The organism is Bradyrhizobium lupini (genome assembly GCF_040939785.1).
Lineage (GTDB): Bacteria > Pseudomonadota > Alphaproteobacteria > Rhizobiales > Xanthobacteraceae > Bradyrhizobium > Bradyrhizobium canariense_D.
Genome location: NZ_CP162553.1, coordinates 1,868,692 through 1,892,954, shown reverse-complemented (window position 1 = coordinate 1,892,954; position 24,263 = coordinate 1,868,692). Strand labels below are relative to the sequence as shown.

Below are 24,263 nucleotides of genomic sequence, written 5' to 3'. Positions count from 1 at the left end.
AAGCGCCGGAGCAGGTTAACTTTCGGACAGGATGGCATCACCCCAGCGCCAGCGGCGGGCGCTTGCATAGGCGACCTTGTCCCGCCGTGGGACCTTGGCGAGTTCGACGCCTTGCTCGGTGCAGAGCTTTGCCGTGATCTCGGCCTTGCCGAGATCCGGCGGCGCCAACACGCGCGCGGCGCGGGTGGCGGGAGGCCTACGGGTTAGCGCCACGTAGATGAATCGCTCGTCCTCGAACGGCACCTCGGCGCCCTTGATTTGGCGGTGAGCCTGCGAGCGCGGCAAGCGCTGGGAGAAATGGCACCAGTCGGGCGTCGTCAGCGGACACGGCTTTTCGTGCGGGCAGGGTGCGGCGACATAGGCGCCCGCCGCGATCAGTTGCTGGCGCAAGGTGAGGATGCGGGCGTAGCCGGCGGGCGTGCCGGGCTCGATCACGACCAGCACGTGGCGCGCTTTCGCCCACATCGCTTCCGCGAGCTTGCGTTGATCGCCCTCGCTGAGCTCGCCGATGACATAGCTCGCGACGACGAGATCGGCTTGCGAAACCTCAGCGAGGTTCGCGCCGGCATCGCCCGGCAGATAGCGGCAATTCGCCAGACGCGTGCTGTCGCGCGCCAGTTCGAGCGCGAGACGGCTCAGCGTGGCGTTGGCATCGAGCAGGGTGAAGGATTGCAGCGACGGAAAAGCTCCCGCAGCGGCCCAGCTCGCGGTGCCCGGACCTGCGCCGACGTCGAGCAGCGTTTCCGGACCGAGGTCCGGTGCGACCTCGGTCAGCGCATTCAGACTTGCCGCCACCGCAGCGTAGGTCGCCGGCATCCTCGCGAGCGCATAGGCGAGCGCATCGGCCTCGGATTTGATCGTGCCGGAGCCGCCCCCTGCACGATAGGTGGTCGAGATTTTCTGCGATCGCTGCGCAGCGTCGGCGCGCGAGAACCCCTGGAGCTTGCCGTCGAGGGCCGCTTTCAGTTCGGCGGGGAGGGTGGGTGAGATCATCATTCGTGGTCATCATCCGCTTGCGCGGATGACGACGTCAATAGGTGCGTGACGGGAGCGGACTCACGCCACGTTCTGGTCGAGAATGTCCACCGCCTCTTGCAGGTTCACCGACACCAGTTGCGAGACCCCGCGTTCGGCCATGGTGACGCCGAACAGGCGGTTCATCCGCGCCATCGTGATCGGGTTGTGGGTGATGATGATGAAGCGCGTGTCGGTCGAGGCGGTCATCTCGTGCAACAGGTTGCAATAGCGCTCGACGTTGTGGTCGTCGAGCGGCGCGTCGACTTCGTCCAGCACGCAGATCGGCGAGGGATTGGTGAGGAACACCGCGAAGATCAGCGCCATCGCGGTCAGCGCCTGCTCACCGCCGGAGAGCAGCGATAGCGTCTGCGGCTTCTTGCCCGGCGGCTTGGCGATGATTTCGAGGCCGGCTTCAAGAGGGTCATCGCTCTCGATCAAATGCAACGCGGCTTCGCCGCCACCGAACAGCTCGACGAACAGGCGCTTGAAGTGGTTGTTGACGACCTCGAACGAGGTCAGGAGCCGCTCGCGAGCTTCCTTGTTGAGGCTCTGGATACCCTGGCGCAACCGCTTGATGGCCTCGACGAGGTCGTCGCGCTCGGTGACCAGACCATTATGCTGGGTCTCGACCTCGCGCAGCTCTTCCTCGGCGCGCAAATTGACCGCGCCCAGGCGCTCGCGATCGCGGCGCATCTTTTCGAGGTCTTCCTCGATGTCGTGCAGCGGCGGCAGCTCGGCGCCGGGCTCGATCTCGGCGAGCCCGGCAACGGCCTGCGGCTCGACTTCGAGCATGTCGCGGATCTCGCGCTCGATGTCATCGAGTCGGCGCCGCGCGCTTTCCATGCGCTCCTCGGCGCGGGCGGTGGCCTCGCGCGAGCTGGAGAGCGCCTCGAGCGTCAGCTTGGCGACGCGATCGGTTTCGGCCATCGCGGTTTCCGCGCTGGCGAGCGCATCGGCGGCCATGCGGCGGTCGTTTTCGGCGTATTCGATCTCGGTGATCAGCGCGCTGCGCTTCTCTGCGAACACGGCTGGCGCGTTCTCGAGATCGCTGCGCTCGATCGAGACTTCGGCGATACGGGCCTGGATGGTGTCGATGTGGGAGGCCGCGCTCTCCTTGCGGTTCTGCCACTCGGTTCGTTCGGCGAGGATCGCCTGCACGCGGCGGTCGGCCAGCTCGGCTTCGCGCGCCAGCGCCTGTGCCTCGGCGCGGACCTGAGCGGCCATGCGGCGATGGCCTTCGATGTCGCTGCGGACGGCGGCGAGACGGGTTTCGGTGTCCTCGCTCGACGGCAGCTCGGAGATCCCCGCTTCGGCGTATTCGTAGGCGGCTTCGGCCTCGGCGCGGTCGGCGGCCAGACGGCTGTGCGCTTCCGACAGCGTCGCCTTGCGCGCGGCATGGCGGCTGATCTCGCGTTCGACCGTAGCATGGCGTTCGCGCGCGACGTTGAGCTCGCGTTGCGCGGCGCGCCAGGCTTCGCGGCTCGCACCTTCGGTGCTGGCGGCCATCTGCAGCTCGGCCTCGGCGTTCTCCAGCGCCTGACGCTTGATCTGCGCGTCGATGCGGGCCTGCTCCAGCTCGTTCTCGATGTCGATGAGGCGGGCGCGCTCGGCAAGCCGCCTTGCTGCGCCGGTCGGCGCGTGGGCGGCTGCGACAAAACCGTCCCAGCGCCAGACGTCGCCTTCGGGCGAGACCAGCCGCTGGCCGGTCTTGAGCTGCGAGACCAGCTCGGCGCCGCGCTCGCGCGGCACCACGCCGATCTGCGCCAGGCGGCGGGTCAGCTCGGCCGGGGCCTGCACGTGGCTGGCGAGAGGCACGACGCCTTCGGGCAGTTCCGGATCGCCGTCGGTGACGCCGGCATTGGTCCAGCGCATCGGCGCGGACGGATCGACCGGGGCGTCCAGATCGTCCCCAAGGGCTGCGCCGATCGCCTTTTCAAATCCCTTGTCGACGGTGATGCCGTCGATGATCGGCGGCCACAAATTCTTGGTCTCGCCGTTGAGGATCTTGGAGATCGTGCGCGCCTCGGTATCGAGCCGCTGCACGCGCTTGTCGGCTTCGACCAGCGGCGAGCGCGAGGATTCCAGTGTCTGCCGCGCGGCGACGTGCGCGGCTTCGCTGGCCTGAGCGGCGGCTTCCGAGGCCGCCAGCGTCTGCTCGGCGCTCTCGACCGTCGCGGTCAGCTCGTCGAGATCGCCGAAGCCGCCGGTCTCCTCGGTGAGCTTCTGCTCTTCCGCCGCGACGTTCGAAATCTCCTGGTCGAGCCGGGCGAGCTTGTCGCGGTGGGTGCGAACGTTGGCTTCGAGTTGGTTGCGCTTGGCGGTGAGGTCTGCGAGCGCGGTGGTGAGCTCGGCGAACTGCTGCTCGGTTTCGGTCAGCACCGCCTCGGCTTCGGCGACACGCTCGTCGACGCCGGAGCGCTTCTCAACGCGCGACTTGATCTCTTCCTTCAGCTCGGCATCTTCGGCGTCGAGGCGCTGCAGCGCGATATCGGCGTCCATGGTCTGCTGCTGGGCGCGCGAGATGTCGCCTTCGAACTGCGCGAGGCGCCGCTCGAGTTCCGCGACGCGCTCCTTGGCGCGCTCTTCCTCGCGATCGAGCAGCTCGCGGGCGTTGGTCAGGCGCTGCAGCCCCGCTGCGGCGCGCGCTTCGGCATCGCGCAGCGCCGGCATTTCGGCGGCGCGAGATCGCCTGGATGCGGGCGGCCTCGGCCTGGTGCTGGGTCCGCTCGGCCATCTCGCGGACCGCGAGATCGTGGGTCTGGCCGGATTCGTTGACGTCGGCATGGGCGCCGATCCAGCGCAGATGGAACAGGGTTGCTTCGGCCTTGCGGACCTTGGCCGCAACTTCGCGATAGCGCACGGCCTGGCGGGCCTGCTTCTTGAGGCCTTCCATTTGCCCCGCGAGCTGGCCGATCACGTCCTCGACGCGGGTGAGATTGGTTTCGGCCGCCTTGAGCCGCAGCTCGGCTTCGTGGCGGCGGGCGTGCAGGCCGGCCACGCCGGCGGCGTCTTCCAGCACGCGGCGGCGCTGCTCGGGCTTGGCCTGAATGATCTCGCCGATCTTGCCCTGGTGGACGAGAGCCGGCGAGCGCGCGCCGGTGGCGGCGTCGGCGAACAGAATCTGCACGTCGCGGGCGCGCACGTCGCGGCCGTTGATGCGGTAGACCGAACCGGCCTCGCGCTCGATGCGGCGGGAGATTTCCAGAAGCTGGCTGTCGTTCATCGCCGCCGGCGCGGTGCGATCGGAATTGTCGATCGTCATCGTCACTTCGGCGTGGTTGCGCGCGGGGCGATTGCCGGAGCCGGCGAAGATCACCGCGTCCATGTCGGCGGCGCGCAGCGACTTGTAGGAGGTCTCGCCCATTGCCCAGCGCAGCGCCTCGACGAGATTCGACTTGCCGCAGCCGTTGGGCCCGACCACGCCGGTCAGGCCGGGCTCGATGACGAAGTCGGTGGCCTCAACGAAGGACTTGAAGCCGTGAAGGCGCAGGCGGGTGATTTTCATAAGCACGCATCTCTGTTGGCAGGCGCGGATCCCCCTGCCGGGACAATACCATGGAAGGCAATGTCGGTATCCGGGCGAGTCGCGCGAGGCGCCTCATGCGGCTGGACAATGGCCGCGGTGCGCTGCGAGGGCAACCGGCGAAAGCCGCTTTTCCCAAGGGATTTATGCCGGGAAAGATACGGCTATCGAGATGCGAATCAGGATTGCGCCGTGCAGAATCAGCTCTTGAGCAGCGGATTGATCTTCTTGGCGAATTCCTCGAACGAGGTCTCGCCCTTGATCTTCTCGCCGTTGACGAAGAACGTCGGCGTCGAATCGACCTTCAGAACGTCGCTGGCATATTTCTGGTCGGCGGCGATCTTGTCGAGCAGCGCCTGGTCCTTCAGGCAGGCCTCGACCTGCTGCTGGGTGAGACCGGCCTGCTTGCCGATCCGGGTCAGGGTCTCCGTGGTGTTCTTCACGACCCAATCGTTCTGCTGGCGGAACAGCATGTCGGTGACGGCAAAGTATTTCGGCGCGTCGCCATTGGCGATGCAGCGCGACAGCATCGAGCCGGCGGCGGCTTTGATGTCGAGCGGGAACTCGCGGAAGACGTAACGCACCTTGCCGGTGTCGATGTATTCCGACTTGATCTTGGGAAACACTTGCTCATTGAAGGCCGCGCAATGCGGGCAGGTCATCGAGGCGTATTCGGTGATGGTGACGGCGGCGTCCTTCGGGCCCAGCGCCATGTCGGGCAGCGACACCGGTTTGGCCACGTCACCAGCCGCTGCCTGCGCCATGGCTTCAGGGATCATGGCATCGGAGATGAATCGCAGCGGAGAGAACCCGGCGAGCGCGGCAAGCCCGGTCAGCGACAGCATCGAGGTGAAGGCGCGGCGGGTGATGATCAAGGTCGGCTCCCGGATTGGCGTGGTCTCGCCCGAATTCCCATTCAGACGGCCTGTCGCTAGCTTGAAACGTCGTTTGAGGCAATGGCGAGCGGCAAGGACAGGTCCAGTTTGGCCGCAGAATAAGGCTCAATTTCGCTTGATGGCGGCCCCGAGGCGCGCCAGCGCCGACTTCAATTGTTCATCTTCGATATCGCCCAGGCGCTCAGCCACCTCGGCCACCGATTTGGCGTCCGGCGGGCCGGGCCGGGTCGGCCGGCGGGCGCGTGATAGCGGAGCCTGGCGAAAGGCCAGCTTGCCGACCGCGCTCCAGCCGAAGAAGCGGTTGACCCGCTGCAGGATCACATCGGCGGAGTGCTGGATCTCGAGCGCCATGGGCCCCTCGACCCGCAGCACCAGCGTCGCCGGCTCCTGCGGCTGACCCTCGACCGGCCGCGGCCATTGCATCTTGAGCGGCTCGGCGTGCGCCGCGATCTCCGGCCCGGCAATCTGCGCCCATCGCGTCACCAGCTCGCGCGCGGCAAATCCCTGCTTGGCATAGGCCTCGGCAAAGACGTCGTTGAGCAGGAGCGATAGCGGCTTGGCGCTGATGGGACCGGGTTTGATGGGTCGAAGCTTGGACATGGGACCTTATAGCACTCCGGGGCGTCGGCCGCAGGCTCTTCACCGCGAAGAAAAACGTGGATGCCCGCGACAAGCGTGGGCACGACGTGGAGAGATCGACGCATTGCCGTTACAGTGCGGACATGAGCCCCAAATCCGCCCTCAAGGCGAAATCGGAACCAGTTCCGCCGGAGACCCCATCGCGTCCGCTCGCGCTGCTCCAATGGTATGACCGCCACCGCCGCCGATTACCCTGGCGGGCTCCGCCCGGCGAAGCATCCGACCCTTACCGCGTCTGGCTGTCCGAGATCATGCTGCAGCAGACCACAGTGAAGGCGGTCGGGCCCTATTTCGAAAAATTCGTCTCGCGCTGGCCCGATGTCACCGCGCTCGGACGGGCCTCGCAGGAGGACGTGCTGCGGATGTGGGCCGGGCTGGGCTATTATTCTCGCGCCCGTAATCTCCATGCCTGCGCGGTCGGGGTGACGCGCGAGCATGGCGGCACCTTTCCCGACACCGAAGTAGGTCTGCGCGCGCTGCCGGGCGTCGGGCCCTATACGGCGGCAGCGATCGCGGCGATAGCGTTCGATCGACGCACCATGCCGGTCGACGGCAATATCGAGCGCGTGGTCTCGCGGCTCTTTGCAGTTGAGGAAGAGCTCCCGCAGGCCAAGCCGCTGATTCAGGAGTTGGCTGCGACGCTGCTTGCCGATTCTCGCGCCGGTGATAGCGCGCAGGCGCTGATGGATCTGGGCGCCTCGATCTGCACGCCGAAAAAGCCGGCCTGCTCGCTATGCCCGCTGAACGAGGGCTGCACGGCGCGCGCGCTGGGAACGCAGGACACGTTTCCGCGCAAGGCCGCGAAGAAGAGCGGCGCGCTACGGCGCGGCGCCGCTTTCGTTGTCACGCGCGGCGACGAGCTTCTCGTCCGCACCCGTCCCGAAAAGGGGTTGCTCGGCGGCATGACCGAAGTACCGGGGTCGGACTGGCTGGCCGGGCAGGACGACGCCAAGGCAAAACGGCAGGCGCCCGAGTTGAAGGGGCTGTCGCGCTGGCAGCGCAAGGTCGGCGTGGTCACCCACGTCTTCACGCATTTTCCGCTGGAACTGGTGGTCTACACGGCGAGGGTGGAAGCGCGGACGCGGGCACCCGCCAGCATGCGCTGGGTGCCAATCGCCACGCTCGCCGATGAAGCATTGCCCAACGTCATGCGCAAGGTGATTGCGCATGGATTGGACCCTAGCAGCCCATCCTGCTGACAAAATGCTGGCAGCAGGCCTGCGTTAGCTGTGGTAGGCAACGGAGGCTCGCATGATCAAGACCGCGCTCGACAACTTTCCCAGGCCGCCCTGTGCCGAGCTATTGGGGTGGCGCCTGCTCGATGCCCGACCCAGGGAAGGCTGGATCAAGCTCGCCTTCGACGGCAAGCCGGAGTTCTGCAATCCGGCCGGCTTCATCCAGGGCGGCATGCTCTCGGCCATGCTCGACGACACGATGGGCCCCGCCGTGCTGGTGATGAGCGAGGGCAGGCTCTACACCACCACCATCAGCATGACCGTGAATTTCCTGGCGCCCGCAAAGCCCGGACCGATCATCGGCGAGGCCAAGGTGACGCAGCTCGGCAAGACGATTGCGTTCGTCGAGGCAAAGCTGATGGCGGAGGACGGCACGCTGCTGGCGACGGCAAGCGCGAGCGAGCGGTTGCTGGAGGCGGCGAGGGTGGTGGGCAAATAGCTGCCGCGCAGTCTTTTTTCCTTCTCCCCTTGCGGGAGAAGGTGGCGCGAAGCGCCGGATGAGGGGTTTGTCTCGGCGAGTTCAAATGAGAGTTAGACTCGCGGAGACAGACCCCTCACCCGAGTGAGCTTGCGTCTACCGGCGTCGCTGCCCTCTCCCGCAAGGGGCGAGGGCGCATCAACGTGCGTCTCGCTTCGTGCGAATACTCATTTCGTCGCGCGCGCGTCCTTGCTCACGATCGGCGGCTTCGCATTCAGCGCTTCCACCTGGAAGCCGGCGACGCGCTTGTAGTTGGCGGCAACATCCTCGAGCTCCTGTTGCGACAGCACGTCAGTGACGACCTTGTAGCCGTCGGGCGCGCGCTCCTCGACCAGCTGCATCACCTGCTCGGGGCCGTTCTTGCGGTTGAGCAGGACGAGACTAGTGGTTGCAGGCCGCCGCTCGGCCTCATAGGCGAGCAGGGCCGCCTGCGTCGGGCCGTGCGCCAGGATCTCGCGGGTGATGGTGCGGGCATCGAGGATCGCCTGCGAGGCACCGTTGGAGCCGATCGGGTACATTGGATGTGCGGCGTCGCCCATCAGCGTGACCCGGCCGAAAGTCCATTGTGACACCGGATCGCGATCGACGAGCGGATATTCATAGGCATGCGGGCAGTTCTTGATCAGGCCGGGCACGTCGAGCCAGTCGAACTGCCAGCTCTCGAACCAGGGCAAAAACTCTTCCAGCCGCGCGGTGCGGTTATAGTCCTCGCGCCGCCATTGATAGGTCGGCGGCATGTGGCGCTCGGCAACCCAGTTGATCAGATGGTTGCCCGCGGCGTCCGGTTCCTTCGAGATCGGATAGCAGACGAATTTCAGGATCTCGTGACCGGCCATGATCATGGTGCGGCCGCTGAGGAAGGCTTTTGCGGGCGTGACGCCGCGCCACAGGATGCGGCCGTTCCAGATCGGCGGGCCTTCGTCGGGATAGAGTTTTTCTCGCGCGGCGGAATGGATGCCGTCCGCGGCGATCAGGATCGTGCCGTCGTAAGTCCCCGCGGCCTTGCCGGTGGCCTTATCGACGAAATCGGCGCGCACGCCGTCGGCGGTTTCGCTCCAGCCGGTCAGATGATGGCTGGTGAGGATGTTGTCGCGGCCGAGGCGCTCGATGGCGGTGTCGAGCAGCAATTGCTGGAGCGTGCCGCGATGGATCGAAAACTGCGGCCATTTATAGCCGGCCTCCAGCCCGCGCGGCTCGCTCCAGATCGGCTTGCCGTGCTTGGAGAAATAGGCAAGCTCGCGGGTGCGCACGCCGCTGGCATCGAGCTTGTCCATCAACCCGAGCTCGATCAGCTCGCGCACCGCATGCGGCAGCACGTTGATGCCGACGCCGAGCGGCCGCACTTCGGCGACGCTCTCGAACACTTTTACGGGAATGCCGATTCCGTGCAGGCTGAGTGCAAGCGTCAGCCCGCCGATGCCGCCACCGGCGATGAGTACGGTCATGGGAAAGCCCCTCCAACTCGGGGCGTCTTGGCACAGCCGGGCGCCGGTGGGCAACTGCGAAGAGAGGTTCGTGCTATGGACCTCGGGGCCCGCAGCCGTTACCTTCCGGCTTTCCCATGAGGTCCGACATGCTCAAGCTCTACTACGCCACCGGCACCTGCGCGCTCGCCACCTACATCACCCTGGAAGAAGCCGGCGCCGACTACGCGGCGGAGCGGCTGAGCTTCAAGGACAACCAGCAGAACAGCGTGGAGTACCTCGCGATCAACCCGAAAGGCCGCGTCCCCGCGCTGGTGACCGATCGCGGCGTTTTGACCGAGACCCCGGCGATGCTCGCCTATCTCGCGCAGACCTTCCCCAAGGCGAAGCTCGCGCCGCTCGACGATCCCTTCGACTTCGCCCAGGTCCAGTCGTTCAACTCCTACCTCTGCTCGACCGTGCACATCAACCATGCCCACAAGATGCGCGGCGCACGCTGGGCGAGCGAAGAGAGCTCGTTCGCCGACATGAAGGCGATGATCCCGAAGACCATGGGCGCCTGCTTCGCCCTGATCGAGCAGAAGATGTACAAGGGGCCGTGGGTGATGGGCGAGCAATACACGATCTGCGATCCTTATCTTTACACCCTGTCGACGTGGCTCGAAGGCGACAGCGTCGACATCAACGCGACGCCCAAGATCGCCGACCATTTCAAGCGCATGTCCGACCGCCCCGCCGTGCGCAAGGTGATGGACGCGCAGAAGGCGTAGGAGCGCGGCAATATATTCCCCTGTCGTGCCGGGCAAGCGTCAGCGCAGACCCGGGACCCATAACCACAGGGAGAAGTTGTGACGCAAGCTGACAATCACGAGTCTTCGCCAAACCACGTCCTGTGGTTATGGGTCCCGGATCGGCGCTCCGCTTCGCTGCGCTTGTCCGGGACGACACCATTTGCTTTGAAGTTGCGTCCTATCCAGCGCGCCCTTTCTTCTCCAAATACCGTCCCGTCTCCAGCATCAGCCGCCTGAGCCAGATCGAGCCTGGATCCATCTGCGCGCGGGTCGGGTAGAACATGAACTGCTCATCGATGCCGGGGTCGAGCGGCGGCGTCACCGTGACGAGGCCGAGCTGCTTCGACAGCGCCGCGATCAACCGGCGCGGCACGAAGGCGACGAGGTCGGTACGGGCGGCGACGTGCAGCGCTTCGAGATAACCCGGGACGACGAGAGCGATATGCCGGTCTATGCCCTTGGTGCCCAGCCAAGTGTCGATGAGGTCCTCCGGCTGGCCGCGGATGATTACGCCGACATGGCGTGCAGCCAGGAACGTCTCGCGCCGCTTCAGCTTCGCAGCCACGGGGTGGCCGCGCCGCACCGCCAGCGCGTCGCTGTCGGTGTAAAGCAACTGGCGGTGAAATCCCTTGAAGGCGTTGCCGATCGAGATCACGAGATCGATGGTGCGGGCGAACTCGGCGTGGAAAATCGCCGGTCCTCGCCACGGCACCACGTCGATGCGGACGTTGGGGGCGGCCTGCGTCACCTTTTCCATCAAGGGCGGCATCAACAGCTCGACCGCGAGGTCCGGCATCATCAGTCGGAATTGCCGCTCGCTGCGCGCCGCATCGAATTCATCCGATACGAACAGCCCGCGCACCTGGTCGAGCGCCTGCGCCAGCGGCGCGCGCAAGGCTTGCGCCCGCGGCGTCAACTCCATCCGCGCGCCTGTGCGTACCAAGAGCGGATCGCCAAGGATGTCGCGCAGACGCTGGAGCGCATGACTCGCCGCCGGCTGCGACAGCCCGATCCGCAATGCGGCGCGGCTGACGCTGGCCTCGCGCAGCAGCGCGTCGAGCGCGGTCAGGAGATTGAGGTCGAGCGAATTCAAATTCATGAGGCGAATAGATATCATATCCACTATCGATTTGAAGAATTTAGCACCGGCGGCGATGATTTCCGTGTTCTCACCAAAGGAGATGCCGCCATGAGCGCGAGCGCCAACAAGAAACTGATGCAGGATATCTTTGCAGCCGCCGCCAGCCCCGATCCGGCTGCGCGCGACCGTGGCTTGTTCACCGAAAGTCTTGCCGACGACGCCAAATGGATCGTGACCGGCCAGTATTCCTGGTCCCGCACCTTTTCGGGCAAACAGGCGATCCTCAACGATCTGCACGGCTATGTGCGGACCCGCCTTGTCGACCGGACGCGGACGGTCGCTCATCGCTTCATCGCCGACGGCGATATCGTCGTCGTCGAAGCAAAGGGCGACAATGTCACGCCAGAAGGCGTGCGCTACGACAACGACTATTGTCTCGTGTTTCGTCTCGAGGACGGCAAGATCAAGGAGATCCGGGAATATTGCGACTCGGTGCTGACCGAGAAGGCCCTTGGTCCGTTTCCACAAACGGCCGTGAGGGCCGCGAGCTGAGCGGATCGAGCAGCGTCGCCTCCGTCGACCGGTGCCGTCCGCCGCGGTCCGCGAGGGGCGTGTTGGTCTGGCGCAGGCCGGACCAGCTGCAGCGGCCTGCATGCCGCTGCGGGCTTCTCGCTAAAACCTTGCTCACCTGCCGATAAAATCAGCAGATGTTGTACCATCCGACGGATGCGCGCGCGAAAAATTTGAAGGTTCAATTAACGAGTGTCCCCCATTGTGTCGCGGTGCAGCGTGGGTCGCGAACAACGCGACGCGCGGCTGCCAGAGTGGCCGGTGACGATCGCCGGATTAGGCCGGCCGCTCGAATTGACATGCATCTGGGTGGACAGTGGGAATGCCGAGTTTTCGTTTGCGGATCAGGGGACGCCTGTACGCAGGTTTCATGGCCTTGGTGGCGGTTGGTCTTGTGATGGCGGTGGTCGCCATCTGGAATTTGCGATCCGTCCAGGATCAGGTCGCAAAACTCTCCGCGTTGTCGGACAGCACGGCGCGCGTCCTGGAGATATCGACCCATCTTCAGGCCATCCAGCGGGCCAATCTGCGCTACATTTACGACGCCAACGAGCCTGCGATGCGGGAGGCTGCCGAGCGAGAGGCCGCGGCGACCGGGCTGTTGCAGCTGGGAGCAAAGGGCACCCTCTCGGAGGAGCGGCGGAAGCTCTACGACGATCTGATCGCCGACATCGCCAAAATGAAAAGCCTGCGCGACAGTCTCGGCGACGCCGTCAACGAGGCGCGGACCGGCAAGGCGACGCTGTTGCCGAGTGGCGAAGAGCTGACCGTCAAGATGGCCAAGCTGGTCGATGTGGCCCGTGCCGCCGCCGACGACGACACGGTGTCGCTCGTCGCGGACCTCGAGTCCCGGGTCCTGCTGGTTCGAATCGCGAACTGGCGCTTCCTCGCTCTGCGCGACGCCAACGGGCCCACCGCCTTCAGAACCAATGTCGACAGGGCGGTGCAGCGGCTGGCGGCCGTCGAAAGGAGCCCGCAGGCGGCGGACCTTCGCTCGTCTCTGACGCCTGTGAAGACCGCCCTTGGTATCTATAAATCCGCGTTTGAGACGACCTCTGCCGCGATGCTGCGGTCCGACGAGATCTACCACAAGGATCTCGCACCGCTCATCTCCGCGAGCATCGCCAAGCTCAAGGTCACGGAAACCGCCTTGAAGACGGATTACAAGGATCTCGCGCACCGCGGCCGATGCTGTGATCGACGGCACGACCTCGCTGCAGGAGATCGCGGGCGGCCTCGCCGTCCTGTTCGGACTGATCGTCGCCTTCCTGACCGCCCGCAGCATCGTGCGGCCGCTGACCTCGATGACGCGCGCAATGGGGCTGCTTGCCGGCGGCAATCTCGCCGTCGAGATCCCCTCGCGCGGCAAGGTCGACGAGATCGGCGACATGGCCAAGGCGATCGACGTCTTCAAGACAAACATGATCGAGACCGAACGGCTGCGCCATGAGCAGACCGCAACCGAGGCCCGGCAGGCCGAGAGCCGCAAGGCCGACATGGCCCGGCTCGCCAGCCAGTTCGAGCAGGCGGTGGGCGAGATCGTCGATACCGTATCCTCGGCATCGCACGAGCTCGAGGGCTCGGCCGGCACCCTGACCGCGACCGCGAGGCGCGCTCAGGATCTCTCCACCGAAGTGCAATCCGCCTCCCAGGAAGCCTCGGCCAATGTGCAGGCGGTCGCCTCCGCGACCGAGGAGTTGTCCTCCTCGGTGACGGAGATCGCGCGCCAGGTGCAGGAATCGGCGCGCATAGCGGGCGAAGCCGTCGGTCAGGTGAGCAAGACCAACGCGCGCGTCAGCGAGCTCTCCAAGGCTGCAGCCCGCATCGGCGACGTGGTCGAGCTGATCAGCACCATCGCCGGCCAGACCAACCTCCTGGCGCTGAACGCCACCATCGAGGCGGCGCGCGCGGGTGAAGCCGGCCGCGGCTTCGCCGTAGTCGCCTCGGAGGTCAAGGCGCTCGCCGAGCAGACCGCGAGGGCCACCGGTGAGATCGCCCAGCAGGTCTCGGGCATCCAGGCTGCGACGGAGGAGTCGGTCGGCTCGATCAGGGAAATCAGCGGCACCATCGAGCGGCTGTCGGAGATCTCGTCGACGGTCGCCGCCGCCGTGGAGGAGCAGGGTGCGGCGACGCAGGAGATCTCCCGCAACGTCCAGCAGGCGGCCCAAGGCACGCAACTCGTGTCGTCCAACATCGGCGACGTGCAGCGCGGGGCGTCCGAGACCGGCTCGGCGTCTTCGCAGGTGCTCTCGGCGGCACGCTCGCTGTCGGCCGACAGCAATCGCTTGAAGCAGGAAGTCGCCAACTTCCTGAGCTCGGTCCACGCCGCCTGAGCCTCAAGAAGCAAAAGGCCACGCGCATGCGCGTGGCCTCGCATTGTGACCTGAGACGATCAGGCGACTTTCGTCGTCATGTGCTTGAACATGTTGCTGCGCGCCTCGTCGTCCATTTCCGCCTTGAAGGTGAACTTGTCCTTCAGCGCGATCGCGCGCGTCGCCGCAGGCCGCGCCGAGATCTCGTCCACCAGCCGCTTCACGTTCGGGTATCGCGCGAAGGCATCGTCGCCGAGCTTGAACGGCACCATCCGCGCCCACCCCCACAGCGCCATGTCGACGATCGAATAGCTCTCGCCGACCATATAGCGGCGGCCTTTGAGGTGGCCGTCGAGAATCTTGTAATGGCGATCGGTCTCGAACTGATAGCGGTTATGCGCGTAGTCGTGGTTCTGGTCTTTCGGCGCAAAATGCTTGAAGTGCACGGCCTGGCCCGAATACGGCCCGACGCCGGTGGCGACGAACATCAGCCATGACAGCATCTCGCCGCGAACATTGGCGGCCGGCAGGAATTTGCCGGTCTTCTCGGCGAGATACAGCAGGATGGCGTTGGAATCGAACACGATGGTGCCGTTGTCGTCGATCGCCGGCACCTTGCCGTTCGGATTGATCTTCAGGTAGTCCGGCGTGAACTGCTCGCCCGTGCGGGTGTCGATCTTCACCGGCTCGAAGGGCAGGCCGGCCTCTTCGAGATAAAGCGCGACCTTGGTCGGGTTCGGCGAACCGTTGAAATAGAATTTGAGCATCGGGCATCTCCCCTGTGTTTGTTGGCTGAGAGTGGAGTCAGCAACATGTCCGCAAGCGGCCTTGTCTTGCCTGAACCTTATCGGGGAGGGCAACCGGCGAGTTTGCCGGGCGGCGTCTGCGCGTCACGCAGATCAGCCGGCGTAACAAAGGCCGATCGCCGCCGTAATGACCATGGCCGCGCCCACGACCTCCAGGCGCAACCCGAGCCGGGTAGCGATATGCATGTCGGAGGCCCGCGCCGCGCGCTCCGATCCGCGCGCGTAGCCGTGAACGATGACGTCGTGATTGAAGCTGTCGTGGGCCTCGTTGCTGCTGGCGAGCCCGACACAGACCACGAGCACGCCGAACAAGGCGAGGCCGAAAAATCCCAGCAGCGCGATCAGGAACATCGGAAACATGCCGACCAGAAAGATCGGCAGCAGCGGCACCAGCAGCAATGTCTCGGACTGTCGTCGCATGGCTCGACCGGTCAAGACGGGGCGTAGGCGGTCAATCTAGTCCCGCCGGCCGCTGTATTCAACCAGTCTCGTCATTCCGGGGCCGCGCCAGGAGGCGCGCTCCGGGACGACGAAAGGAAGGCTACCCCGCCGCCATGCCGGCGCGGATCTCGGCGCGCAGCTCGTCGATCAGCTTAAGACCCTTCTTGGTCTCGATGTGCCAGAAGGTCCAGCCGTTGCAGGCTTGCGCGCCCTGCGCCACTGCGCCCATGCGGTGGATGGAGCCGACCTTGTCGCCGAACATGATGGCGCCGTCGGCACGCACCAGCGCGCCGAGTTTCTTCTTCGCGTCGAACAGCTTGGTGCCGGGCATGATCATGCCACGCTCGATCAGCTCGGAGAACGCCACACGCGGCGCTTCGCGCGCCGTCATGAACGGGGCGAGGCTTGCCTCCGGAAGCGGCTCGATCGCGGCGATGCGCGCTTCGGCCGCTTTCGCATAGGTCTTGTCGCGCTCGAAGCCGATATAGGAGCGGCCGAGGCGCTTTGCGACCGCGCCGGTGGTGCCGGTGCCATTGAAGGGATCGATCACGAGATCGCCGGGTTTGGAGGACGACAGCAGCACGCGCGCCAGCAGGCCTTCCGGTTTCTGCGTCGGGTGCACTTTCTTGCCGTCGGCGCCCTTGAGGCGCTCCTCGCCGGTGCAAAGCGGGATCAGCCAGTCGGACCGTGCCTGCACGTCCTCGTTGGCGGCCTTCAGCGCCTCGTAGTTGAACGTGTAGCCCTTGGCCTTCTCGTCCCGCGCGGCCCAGATCATGGTCTCGTGCGCATTGGTGAAGCGGCGGCCGCGGAAATTCGGCATCGGGTTGGTCTTGCGCCAGACGATGTCGTTCAGCAGCCAGAAGCCGAGGTCCTGCATGATCGCGCCGACGCGGAAGATGTTGTGATAGGAGCCGATCACCCAGATCGTCGCCGACGGCTTCATCGCGCGGCGGGCGGCGAGCAGCCAGGCGCGGGTGAAATCGTCATAGGCGGAGAACGAATCGAACTTGTCCCAGTCGTCGTCGACCGCATCGACATGAGATCCGTCGGGGCGCTTGAGATCGCCCTTAAGCTGGAGATTGTAGGGTGGATCGGCGAACACCAGGTCGACCGAACCAGCCTGAAGCTTCGACATCTCGGCGACGCAATCGCCGAGGACGATGCTGTGCGAAGGAGACTCAAAATTTGTGCGGGGCGCCCTTGCAGACGCCCCGCGACGCGACTCTACCATGACTCAAGAACTCTGACTCAGGCGACGCTGTCGGCGACGCGGGACCAAACAACCGACTGACCGTTACATTGAAGCGGCAAAGTAAAAATCGACTTAACCCGTGGCTTTCGTGAACAGCCCTCACATCGCGCCTTGCACGCGGCTCGCTCCGCGCATTCTCCATGTTTTGCAGTGTATTTCGCGTTTCTTCGCGTTGCGGCTGTGATCGGAGCGCAAAAAGACTCAAAATTCCTCTCGGAAAAAATTGCTCGATGCCCGGAAAAAATTGCTGGCATTGCCATGCTGTCGCACTAGGCAATAATTGCCGAGCGGGATATTGATTAACGCAACGGAAACGTATGTGGCGCGTTGAGCTTTCGCGCTTTCGCGCCGAATTGAGCTAGGACCGAGGGAAGCCGCCATGCGCTACGATGATTTCCGCCGCAGCGACGACATCGAGGATCGTCGCGACGATGGTGGCGGCGGCGGTGGAGGAGGCGGGTTCGGCCTCCCCATGGGCGGCGGCGGGCTTGGGATCGGTACCATCATCGTGCTCGGCCTGGTCGGCTACGCCTTCGGCATCGATCCGCGCATCCTGATCGGCGGCGCCGAGATACTCACCGGCGGCGGCCAGGCGCCGTCCTACCAGACCGATCGCCAATCGTCGTCCAACGCCAAGCGCGGCGCGCCGACCGACGAGATGGGCAGCATGATCTCCGGCATCCTCGGCGAGATCGACGATCGCTGGAGCGAGATCTTCCAGGCCTCCGGCCAGTCCTTTACCGGTCCAAAGGTCGTGCTGTTCCGCAACGTCACCAATGGCGGGCGCTGCGGCCGGGCGGAGTCGGCGATGGGACCGTTCTATTGTCCGCCCGACAGGACCATCTTCCTCGACACCGGTTTCTTCCGAGAGGTCGAGACGCGTTTTCGCGGCTGCTCCGGCAAGTCGGCCTGTAACTTCACCACCGCCTACATCATCGCCCATGAGGCCGGCCATCACATCCAGAACCTGCTCGGCATCATTCCGCGCGTGACGCGGCTGCAGCAGCAGGCCGGCAGCAAGGCGGAGGCCAATGCGCTGCAGGTGAAGGTCGAATTGCAGGCCGACTGCCTGTCCGGTGTCTGGGTCAATCGCGAGGCGAAGAAGCGGCCGAACTTCCTGGAGCCGGGCGACATCGACGCCGCACTCACCACGGCGAGCGCGATCGGCGACGACACGCTGCAGCGCCAGTCCACAGGCCGCGTCGTGCCCGATCCTTCACCCACGGCTCGGCGGCGCAACGCAAACAATGGTTCATGACCGGCTACCAGCAGGGCACCGTCCAGGCCTGCAACACGTTTGGGGGCGGACAGTAGGGGTTATCCGTCATCCTGAGGTGCTCGCCAATTGGCGAGCCTCGAAGGATGGCGAGCCCGTGGCCCATCCTTCGAGGGCGCAAGAGCGCGCACCTCAGGATGACGTCTGTGGTCTGTGAAGAAGGTGCGTTGCAATGACCTCCATCGACGAAACAAAACAGTTCGTCCCGCTCAACATCGCGGTGCTCACCGTGTCGGACACGCGCGCGCTGGCGGATGATAAATCCGGCCAGACCCTGGCCGACCGTCTCACCGCTGCCGGCCATCATCTCGCCGCGCGCGAGATCGTCACCGATGACGTCGAGGCGATCCGCACCGTCATCCGCCGCTGGATTGCGGACGCAGGTGTCGACGTCGTCATCACCACCGGCGGCACCGGTTTCACCGGGCGCGACGTCACGCCGGAGGCGATCGAGCCCTTGTTCGAGAAGCGCATGGACGGTTTCTCGATCTCATTCCACATGCTGAGCCACGCCAAGATCGGAACGTCGACGATCCAGAGCCGCGCCACGGCCGGCGTCGCGGGCGCAACCTACATCTTCTGCCTCCCAGGTTCGCCCGGTGCCTGCCGCGACGGCTGGGACGGCATCCTCAAAGCCCAGCTCGACTACCGCACGCGCCCCTGCAATTTCGTCGAGATCATGCCGCGGCTGGACGAGCACCTGCGCCGGCCGAAGGCCCGGGGCGCGACGGTGTAGTTGGACATTTCTTCTCCGCTCATGTCGGCCGAAGCTTTAGCGAAGGCGGATGCGGGAAAGGTGGCATAGGCCGCCTTCGGCCGCCCGTCCTTAAAGAATGCCGAAGCGAAGCTTGGGTATCTATCGGCACGGAGTGCTCGGAGACATACCCCTCGCCCTAGTGAGTGTGCGTCTGGCAGCATCGCTGCCCTCTCCCACAAGGGGCGAGGGCGCATACATGCGCCTCTCGCTCGTTGCGAGAGTTCTACAGATCCCGCTCCCACGTTTCCCCAATCAGATCCTGCCCGAAGCTGTGATGCGGCTCGCTCTTCACGAGCTTGAAGCCTGCGCTTTGATAGATGCCACGCGCGGCGACCAGGATGCTTTGCGTCCACAGCGTCATCTTGCTGTAGCCCCTCTCGCGCGCACCCTGGATGCATTGGTCGACCAGCGCGCGGCCGACACCGAGTCCCCGCGCTTTCTTTTCCACCTGCAACAGGCGCAGCTTGGCGATCTGGTCCGTGGCCTTGACCAGAAAGATAGAGCCGACCGGCTCTCCGCCCACTTCCGCAATCCAGCAGTGCTCGCGGGCGGCGTCATAGTTCTTGATGAACTGTGCGCAGATCTCGGCGACCAGGGCCTCGTAGCTGATATCCCAGTTGTAGTCGGCCGCATAGGCGGCGGCCTGCCGGGAGATGACCCAGCCCATGTCGCCGACGCGATGGCTGCGCAGCATGAAAGCCGCGGGGTGGCTTCGATGCTCCAGCACGGCCTCGATGGTCGCCATAGCCTGCGTGAGCCGCGTTGCATCGCTGGTCGAAAGCTGAGCCAGCATTGCGGCGACCTCATTTTGCGAGCCCAGGTTCAGCTTGGCAAAGGCCTGGCGCCCCTTGGCGGTGAGGCTGAGCTGGTATTGCCTGCGATCCGCGGGCAGGGCCCTGCGGGTGATCAGGCCCTTTTCGTCGAAGCTTTGCACGATCCGGCTGAGATAGCCGGGGTCGAGGCCAAGCTCGTTGCCGATCTCCTTGGCGGCAAGGTCGTCCCGTTGCGCGAGCTCGTAGAGCACGCGGGCCTCGCTGAGCGAGAACGGGCTCTTGCCAAGGTGCTGGTCGAGCACGCCAAGCTTGCGGGTGTAGAAGCGGTTGAAGGCGCGGACCGCTGCGATGTGGTCGTCGGTAGGATTGAACGACAAGGGTCACCTCCGATATTTGCCATTGTCAAATAATTATTTGACCTTGGCAAGTATCGAGGTGCCTCAGCCGACCATGACGATCCGGCTGCGCAGCATGATCCGCGACGAGCGGCCGAGCCGCCGGAGCAGCCGTGCCTCGGAGTGGCGGGCTTGGGGCGGGTAGCCGCCAATGCGGTCGTAGTGATCACGCGCGATCAAAAGTCCCTGATCGCCGAAGGGACCGACGAGCTTGCGCATCAGGGCCCGGAGGATGTGGCGGAAGCCGGCATCGGCGTAGGGCGAGCGCGCATAGCGGAAGACGGCCGCACGATCCCGGCCGCTGGTCGAGACGGACTGGATGAACTGGGTGGTTTCCTCGATCCAGCCGGTTTCCAGCACGGCGCCCGCGGGCAGGAACATCAGCCAGGACGAACGGGCCTGGAGTGCGCCGGCGGCGAGCGCGGCGCCTTGAGTGGATCCTTCGAAGCCGATGAAACGGCAGCCCGCGACGTCGGCAACGCGCTCGATGACGCCATTGCGGGTGCCGTCGACCAGGAGCACTTCCCGGATGACGCCTGCGGCGGCACCGGGTACCAGCGCGGCCAGAGTTGCGACGGCCGTCTGCTCGACGCCTTCGGTCGGAATGATGACGCTCAGCATGATGGAAGCTTCACTGTCCACACTTCGGGAGAAGCGTAGCTCATTATGAGGGCGTCATAAAACATGGCGCTGCCGAGTGCAACTTTCCGGCCGCGCCTCGGCAGACGATGGTAAACCGCTGCAGCCCTCGCATCCAAATATGTCCCGTACGGGGCGGCGATATTGCCGAATGTGTCGCCCCAGCCTGTCCTGTCCGTATTAATCCGGAGGTGAGCCGCAATATTGCGCGGCGCGCCGGCCGTTCGCAATCATGCAAGAGGAGGATGCGATAGCGGACGAGCGCGAGGACGGGAAAACGTGCAACCACGCTGCTGACGAGGGCTTCGAATGAACGCCGGTCAACTCGCTGTTCGCAGCACCGCCGCACAATGTCGTGCGATCATCAGTTCCTCATTCGTTGGAATGACGAAGACATCGACTGCGCTATCGCCATCGTTGATGCGCTCGCGCGCCGCATCATTCGCAGCGGCATCGATGCGCACGCCGAGCCAGTCGAGACGCTCACCGATCGCGCTGCGGATTTCGCTGGCATGCTCGCCGATGCCGCCGGTGAAGACCAGGCAGTCTAGCCCTGCAAGCGTTGTCGCCATCGCCGCCACCTCCTGCGCGGCGCGGAAGGTGAAGAGCTCGACCGCCTCCCGCGCCGCAGCTTCGCGGCTCGCAAGCAGCATGCGCATATCCGACGCGATGCCGGAGACGCCGAGCAGGCCCGATTCGTGGTAGAGTAGGTGCTGGACATCTTCGACCGACATCTTCTCGTGCTGTTGCAGATAGAGCAGCACGCCCGGGTCGAGCCTGCCGCAGCGCGTGCCCATCACCAGCCCGTCGAGCGGCGTCAGTCCCATCGTGGTGTCGATGCTGCGGCCGTCGCGCAAGCCGCACAGGCTCGCGCCGCTGCCGAGATGCGCGATCACAGTGCGCTTCGCCACGAGCTGCGGCGCGATTCGGGCGAGCCGTCCCGCGACATATTCGAACGAGAGGCCATGAAATCCGTAGCGCCGGATGCCGCGCTCTTCATAACGTCGCGGAATGGCGAAGCGGCTGGCGGGCGGCGCAATGCCGTGGTGGAAAGCGGTATCGAAGCAGGCGATCTGCGTCAGGTCGGGCCTGATCGCCGTGATAGTGCGGACCGGAGCCAGGCAGCGCGGCTGGTGCAGGGGCGCCAGCGGCGTCAGCGCTTGCAGCTTTGCGGTGACATCCTCCGTCAGCTCGACCGGAGCGGAATAGTCCGGACCGCCATGGACGACGCGATGGCCGACGGCGCGCAAGCGATGGTCGCCGAAACGATCCTCGATGAAGCCGAGCACGTCGGCGAACAGATGATCGCTGGCCGCATCCGATGCTTCCCTCCGTTTCTCGAACAGGTCTTCGCCCGCGGGACTCTTCACGACGAGCCGCGGCTTCGTCTCGTGCTCGTCAAGCAGGCCCTTGCAGAGCAGGGCGGGCTCGGCCGCCGAGATATCGAACAGGCCGAATTTGATGCTCGACGATCCCGAGTTGAGAACGAGAACCGTGTTCGACATGGCTCTCCTCAGTCGCCTGCCTCTGCCGGCGTGTTGCCGCCGGCGCTGTTCTGCCAGACCCATTCCTGGATTTCCGGCATGTCCTCGCCGTGTTCGCGCACATAGCGCGAATGCTCGATCAGCTTGTCGCGGAATTGCTGCTTCACCTGCGCCGCCCTGGTCGCGAGCCCCGGCACGCGCTCGATCGCCTCGATCGCGAGGTGATAGCGGTCGAGCTCGTTGAGCACGACCATGTCGAACGGCGTCGTCGTGGTGCCTTCCTCGGCAAAGCCGCGGACGTGCATGCCGGCGTGGTTGGTGCGGTTATAGGTCAACCGGTGGATCAGATAAGGATAGCCGTGATAGGCGAAGATCACCGGCTTGTCGCGCGTGAACAGGCCGTCGAAGTCGCGGTCGGACAAGCCGTGCGGGTGCTGCTCCCTGGGTTGCAGCGTCATGAGGTCGACGACGTTGACGACGCGGATCTTCAGCTCGGGCAGCGCCTTGCGCAGCAGGTCGACGGCAGCGAGCGTTTCCAGTGTCGGCACGTCGCCGGCGCAGGCCATCACGACACCGGGCTCGCCATTCGCATCTTCCGTGCCGGCCCAGCTCCAGATGCCGATGCCGGCGGCGCAATGCGTGGCTGCCTCCTGCATCGACAGCCATTGCGGCGCCGGCTGCTTGCCGGCGACGATGACGTTGATGCGGTCATAGGTGCGCAGGCAGTGATCGGCGATCCACAGCAGCGTGTTGGCATCCGGCGGGAAGTAGATGCGGACGATGTCGGCCTTCTTGTTGGCGACGAGATCGACGAAACCGGGATCCTGATGGCTGAAGCCGTTGTGGTCCTGACGCCAGACATGCGAGGTGAGCAGATAGTTGAGCGAGGCGATCGGTCGCCGCCACGGCAGATGCCGGGTCACCTTCAGCCATTTGGCGTGCTGGTTGAACATGGAATCCACGATGTGGATGAACGCCTCGTAGCAGGAGAAGAAGCCGTGCCGGCCCGTGAGCAGGTAACCCTCTAACCAGCCCTGGCAGAGATGCTCGCTCAGGACTTCCATCACGCGTCCGTCCTGGGCGAGATGCACGTCGTAAGGTTTTGTCGGCTCCATCCAGACGCGTTCGGTGGCCTCGAACACCGCATCGAGCCGGTTCGACGCAGTCTCGTCCGGGCCCATGATGCGGAAGTTGCGGGCCTCGGTGTTGAGGCGGATGACGTCGCGCAGGAATTTCCCGAGCTCGCGGGTTGCCTCCGCCACGACGCCGCCCGGCTGCGCTACTTCGACGGCGAAACTGCGGAAGTCCGGCAGCTTCAGCTCCTTCTTCAGAAGGCCGCCATTGGCGTGCGGATTGCCGCCCATGCGGCGATTGCCTTCGGGCGCGAGCGCCTGGAGCTCGGCAATGAGCGCGCCGTTCGCGTCGAACAGCTTTTCCGGCTCGTAGCTGCGCATCCAGTCTTCGAGAATCTTCAGATGCGCTGGGTTCTCGCGACAGTTCGCGACGGGCACCTGATGCGCCCGCCAAAAGCCCTCCACCTTCTTGCCGTCGACTTCCTTGGGGCCGGTCCAGCCCTTCGGGCTGCGCAGCACGATCATCGGCCAGCGCGGACGTTCGACGCTCTTGCGGCCGTCGCGGGCGTGCTGCTGGATCGACCGGATGCTGACGAGCGCGACGTCGAGCGCGTCTGCCATGGCCCGGTGCATCAATTTGGGATCGTCGCCCTCGACGAACAGCGGCTCGTGGCCGAGCCCGCGGAAGAGATCGCGGATCTCGTCGTCGCGCATCCGGCCGAGCACGGTCGGATTGGCAATCTTGTAACCGTTGAGATGCAGGATCGGCAGCACCGCGCCGTCATGCGCAGGATTGAGGAATTTGTTGGAGTGCCAGGACGCGGCGAGCGGGCCGGTCTCGGCCTCGCCGTCACCGACGACACAGGCGACGATCAGGTCGGGATTGTCGAAGGCCGCGCCATAGGCATGCACCAGCGCGTAACCGAGCTCACCGCCTTCGTGGATCGAGCCCGGCGTTTCCGGCGCCGCGTGACTCGGGATGCCGCCGGGGAAGGAGAATTGCCTGAACAGCTTGCGCAACCCCTCGGTATCGCGCGCGATATCGGGATAGAGCTCGCTGTAGCTGCCTTCGAGATAGGTGTTGGCGACCATGCCGGGGCCGCCGTGCCCGGGACCGCAGACATAGATCACGTTCAGGTCCAGCGCGCGGATGACGCGGTTGAGATGGGCATAAATGAAGTTCAAACCGGGCGTCGTGCCCCAATGGCCGAGCAAACGCGGCTTGATGTGCTCGGGCCGTAAGGGCTCGCGCAGCAGCGGATTGTCGAGGAGATAGATTTGCCCAACGGAGAGATAGTTCGCGGCGCGCCAATAGCGGTCGAGCAGATCGAGGTTGCTGCTCGCTGCGGCCAATTGTTGTTGATTTGTCATGTTCTTGCCGACCTTCACCCAACGATCGTC

At 65.1% G+C, this 24,263-nt stretch carries 17 protein-coding genes and 3 pseudogenes; 7 read left to right on the top strand and 13 right to left on the bottom strand.

What is annotated here, in order from left to right; genetic code table 11:
- Positions 1 to 15: 15 nt before the first annotated feature.
- The 4 genes and pseudogenes from AB3L03_RS09220 to AB3L03_RS09205 form a co-directional block, all read right to left on the bottom strand.
- Complete coding sequence (locus AB3L03_RS09220; RefSeq protein ID WP_204513840.1) at positions 16 to 996, bottom strand: small ribosomal subunit Rsm22 family protein; 981 nt, start codon at positions 994 to 996, stop codon at positions 16 to 18.
- A gap of 60 nt (positions 997 to 1,056) precedes the next feature.
- Positions 1,057 to 4,522, bottom strand: a pseudogene (gene smc, locus AB3L03_RS09215) (chromosome segregation protein SMC).
- 218 nt (positions 4,523 to 4,740) lie between these two features.
- On the bottom strand, positions 4,741 to 5,415 hold the full coding sequence (locus AB3L03_RS09210; protein ID WP_018454930.1) for a DsbA family protein: 675 nt from the start codon (positions 5,413 to 5,415) through the stop codon (positions 4,741 to 4,743).
- A 126-nt stretch (positions 5,416 to 5,541) separates the two neighbouring features.
- Positions 5,542 to 6,036 carry a DUF721 domain-containing protein gene (locus AB3L03_RS09205; protein ID WP_018454929.1) on the bottom strand — a complete coding sequence of 165 codons (495 nt, stop codon included), beginning with the start codon at positions 6,034 to 6,036 and terminating at the stop codon, positions 5,542 to 5,544.
- 122 nt (positions 6,037 to 6,158) lie between these two features.
- Between AB3L03_RS09205 and mutY the strand changes: the two genes are divergently transcribed.
- Positions 6,159 to 7,274 (top strand): A/G-specific adenine glycosylase, encoded by a 1,116-nt coding sequence (gene mutY, locus AB3L03_RS09200; protein WP_094183442.1) that lies wholly within the window; start codon positions 6,159 to 6,161, stop codon positions 7,272 to 7,274.
- Between the two features lie 52 nt (positions 7,275 to 7,326).
- Positions 7,327 to 7,749 (top strand): PaaI family thioesterase, encoded by a 423-nt coding sequence (locus AB3L03_RS09195; protein ID WP_368508452.1) that lies wholly within the window; start codon positions 7,327 to 7,329, stop codon positions 7,747 to 7,749.
- 206 nt (positions 7,750 to 7,955) lie between these two features.
- On the opposite strand, the gene AB3L03_RS09190 is transcribed toward AB3L03_RS09195, so the two are convergent.
- The gene (locus AB3L03_RS09190) at positions 7,956 to 9,233 is read right to left on the bottom strand and encodes a flavin-dependent oxidoreductase (RefSeq protein ID WP_085352630.1); all 1,278 of its coding nucleotides are present in this window, start codon (positions 9,231 to 9,233) and stop codon (positions 7,956 to 7,958) included.
- Positions 9,234 to 9,361: 128 nt separating this feature from the next.
- On the opposite strand from AB3L03_RS09190, the gene AB3L03_RS09185 reads away from it, so the two are divergent.
- Positions 9,362 to 9,982, top strand: coding sequence for a glutathione S-transferase family protein (locus AB3L03_RS09185; RefSeq protein WP_026232844.1), 621 nt, complete (start codon positions 9,362 to 9,364; stop codon positions 9,980 to 9,982).
- Positions 9,983 to 10,181: 199 nt separating this feature from the next.
- On the opposite strand, the gene AB3L03_RS09180 is transcribed toward AB3L03_RS09185, so the two are convergent.
- Positions 10,182 to 11,102, bottom strand: a complete 921-nt coding sequence (locus AB3L03_RS09180; protein ID WP_085352628.1) for a LysR family transcriptional regulator — start codon at positions 11,100 to 11,102, stop codon at positions 10,182 to 10,184.
- 90 nt (positions 11,103 to 11,192) lie between these two features.
- Here AB3L03_RS09180 and AB3L03_RS09175 point away from each other — a divergent pair, with 90 nt between their 5' ends.
- The gene (locus AB3L03_RS09175; protein WP_085352627.1) at positions 11,193 to 11,636 is read left to right on the top strand and encodes a nuclear transport factor 2 family protein; all 444 of its coding nucleotides are present in this window, start codon (positions 11,193 to 11,195) and stop codon (positions 11,634 to 11,636) included.
- Positions 11,637 to 11,976: 340 nt separating this feature from the next.
- Positions 11,977 to 13,987: pseudogene (locus AB3L03_RS09170) on the top strand (methyl-accepting chemotaxis protein).
- 59 nt (positions 13,988 to 14,046) lie between these two features.
- Here the strand turns inward: AB3L03_RS09170 and AB3L03_RS09165 are convergent.
- The 3 genes from AB3L03_RS09165 to AB3L03_RS09155 all read right to left on the bottom strand — a co-directional run bounded on the left by AB3L03_RS09165 (position 14,047) and on the right by AB3L03_RS09155 (position 16,444).
- Positions 14,047 to 14,733, bottom strand: coding sequence for a glutathione S-transferase family protein (locus tag AB3L03_RS09165; protein WP_317244901.1), 687 nt, complete (start codon positions 14,731 to 14,733; stop codon positions 14,047 to 14,049).
- A 132-nt stretch (positions 14,734 to 14,865) separates the two neighbouring features.
- Positions 14,866 to 15,192 carry a hypothetical protein gene (locus AB3L03_RS09160; protein ID WP_018454920.1) on the bottom strand — a complete coding sequence of 109 codons (327 nt, stop codon included), beginning with the start codon at positions 15,190 to 15,192 and terminating at the stop codon, positions 14,866 to 14,868.
- Positions 15,193 to 15,313: 121 nt separating this feature from the next.
- Positions 15,314 to 16,444, bottom strand: a complete 1,131-nt coding sequence (locus AB3L03_RS09155) for a site-specific DNA-methyltransferase (protein ID WP_368508451.1) — start codon at positions 16,442 to 16,444, stop codon at positions 15,314 to 15,316.
- Between the two features lie 400 nt (positions 16,445 to 16,844).
- Here AB3L03_RS09155 and AB3L03_RS09150 point away from each other — a divergent pair.
- Positions 16,845 to 17,779, top strand: a pseudogene (locus tag AB3L03_RS09150) (neutral zinc metallopeptidase).
- 134 nt (positions 17,780 to 17,913) lie between these two features.
- Complete coding sequence (gene moaB, locus AB3L03_RS09145) at positions 17,914 to 18,477, top strand: molybdenum cofactor biosynthesis protein B (protein ID WP_204513848.1); 564 nt, start codon at positions 17,914 to 17,916, stop codon at positions 18,475 to 18,477.
- A gap of 244 nt (positions 18,478 to 18,721) precedes the next feature.
- On the opposite strand, the gene AB3L03_RS09140 is transcribed toward moaB, so the two are convergent.
- From AB3L03_RS09140 to AB3L03_RS09125, 4 genes are all read right to left on the bottom strand, one after another.
- Entirely contained in the window at positions 18,722 to 19,648 is a 927-nt protein-coding gene (locus tag AB3L03_RS09140; RefSeq protein ID WP_085352622.1) for a helix-turn-helix domain-containing GNAT family N-acetyltransferase, read from the bottom strand.
- A gap of 63 nt (positions 19,649 to 19,711) precedes the next feature.
- Complete coding sequence (locus tag AB3L03_RS09135; protein ID WP_204513849.1) at positions 19,712 to 20,287, bottom strand: glycosyl transferase; 576 nt, start codon at positions 20,285 to 20,287, stop codon at positions 19,712 to 19,714.
- A 338-nt stretch (positions 20,288 to 20,625) separates the two neighbouring features.
- Entirely contained in the window at positions 20,626 to 21,810 is a 1,185-nt protein-coding gene (locus AB3L03_RS09130; protein WP_368508450.1) for an acetate/propionate family kinase, read from the bottom strand.
- An 8-nt stretch (positions 21,811 to 21,818) separates the two neighbouring features.
- Complete coding sequence (locus AB3L03_RS09125) at positions 21,819 to 24,233, bottom strand: phosphoketolase (RefSeq protein ID WP_368509025.1); 2,415 nt, start codon at positions 24,231 to 24,233, stop codon at positions 21,819 to 21,821.
- Positions 24,234 to 24,263: the final 30 nt, after the last annotated feature.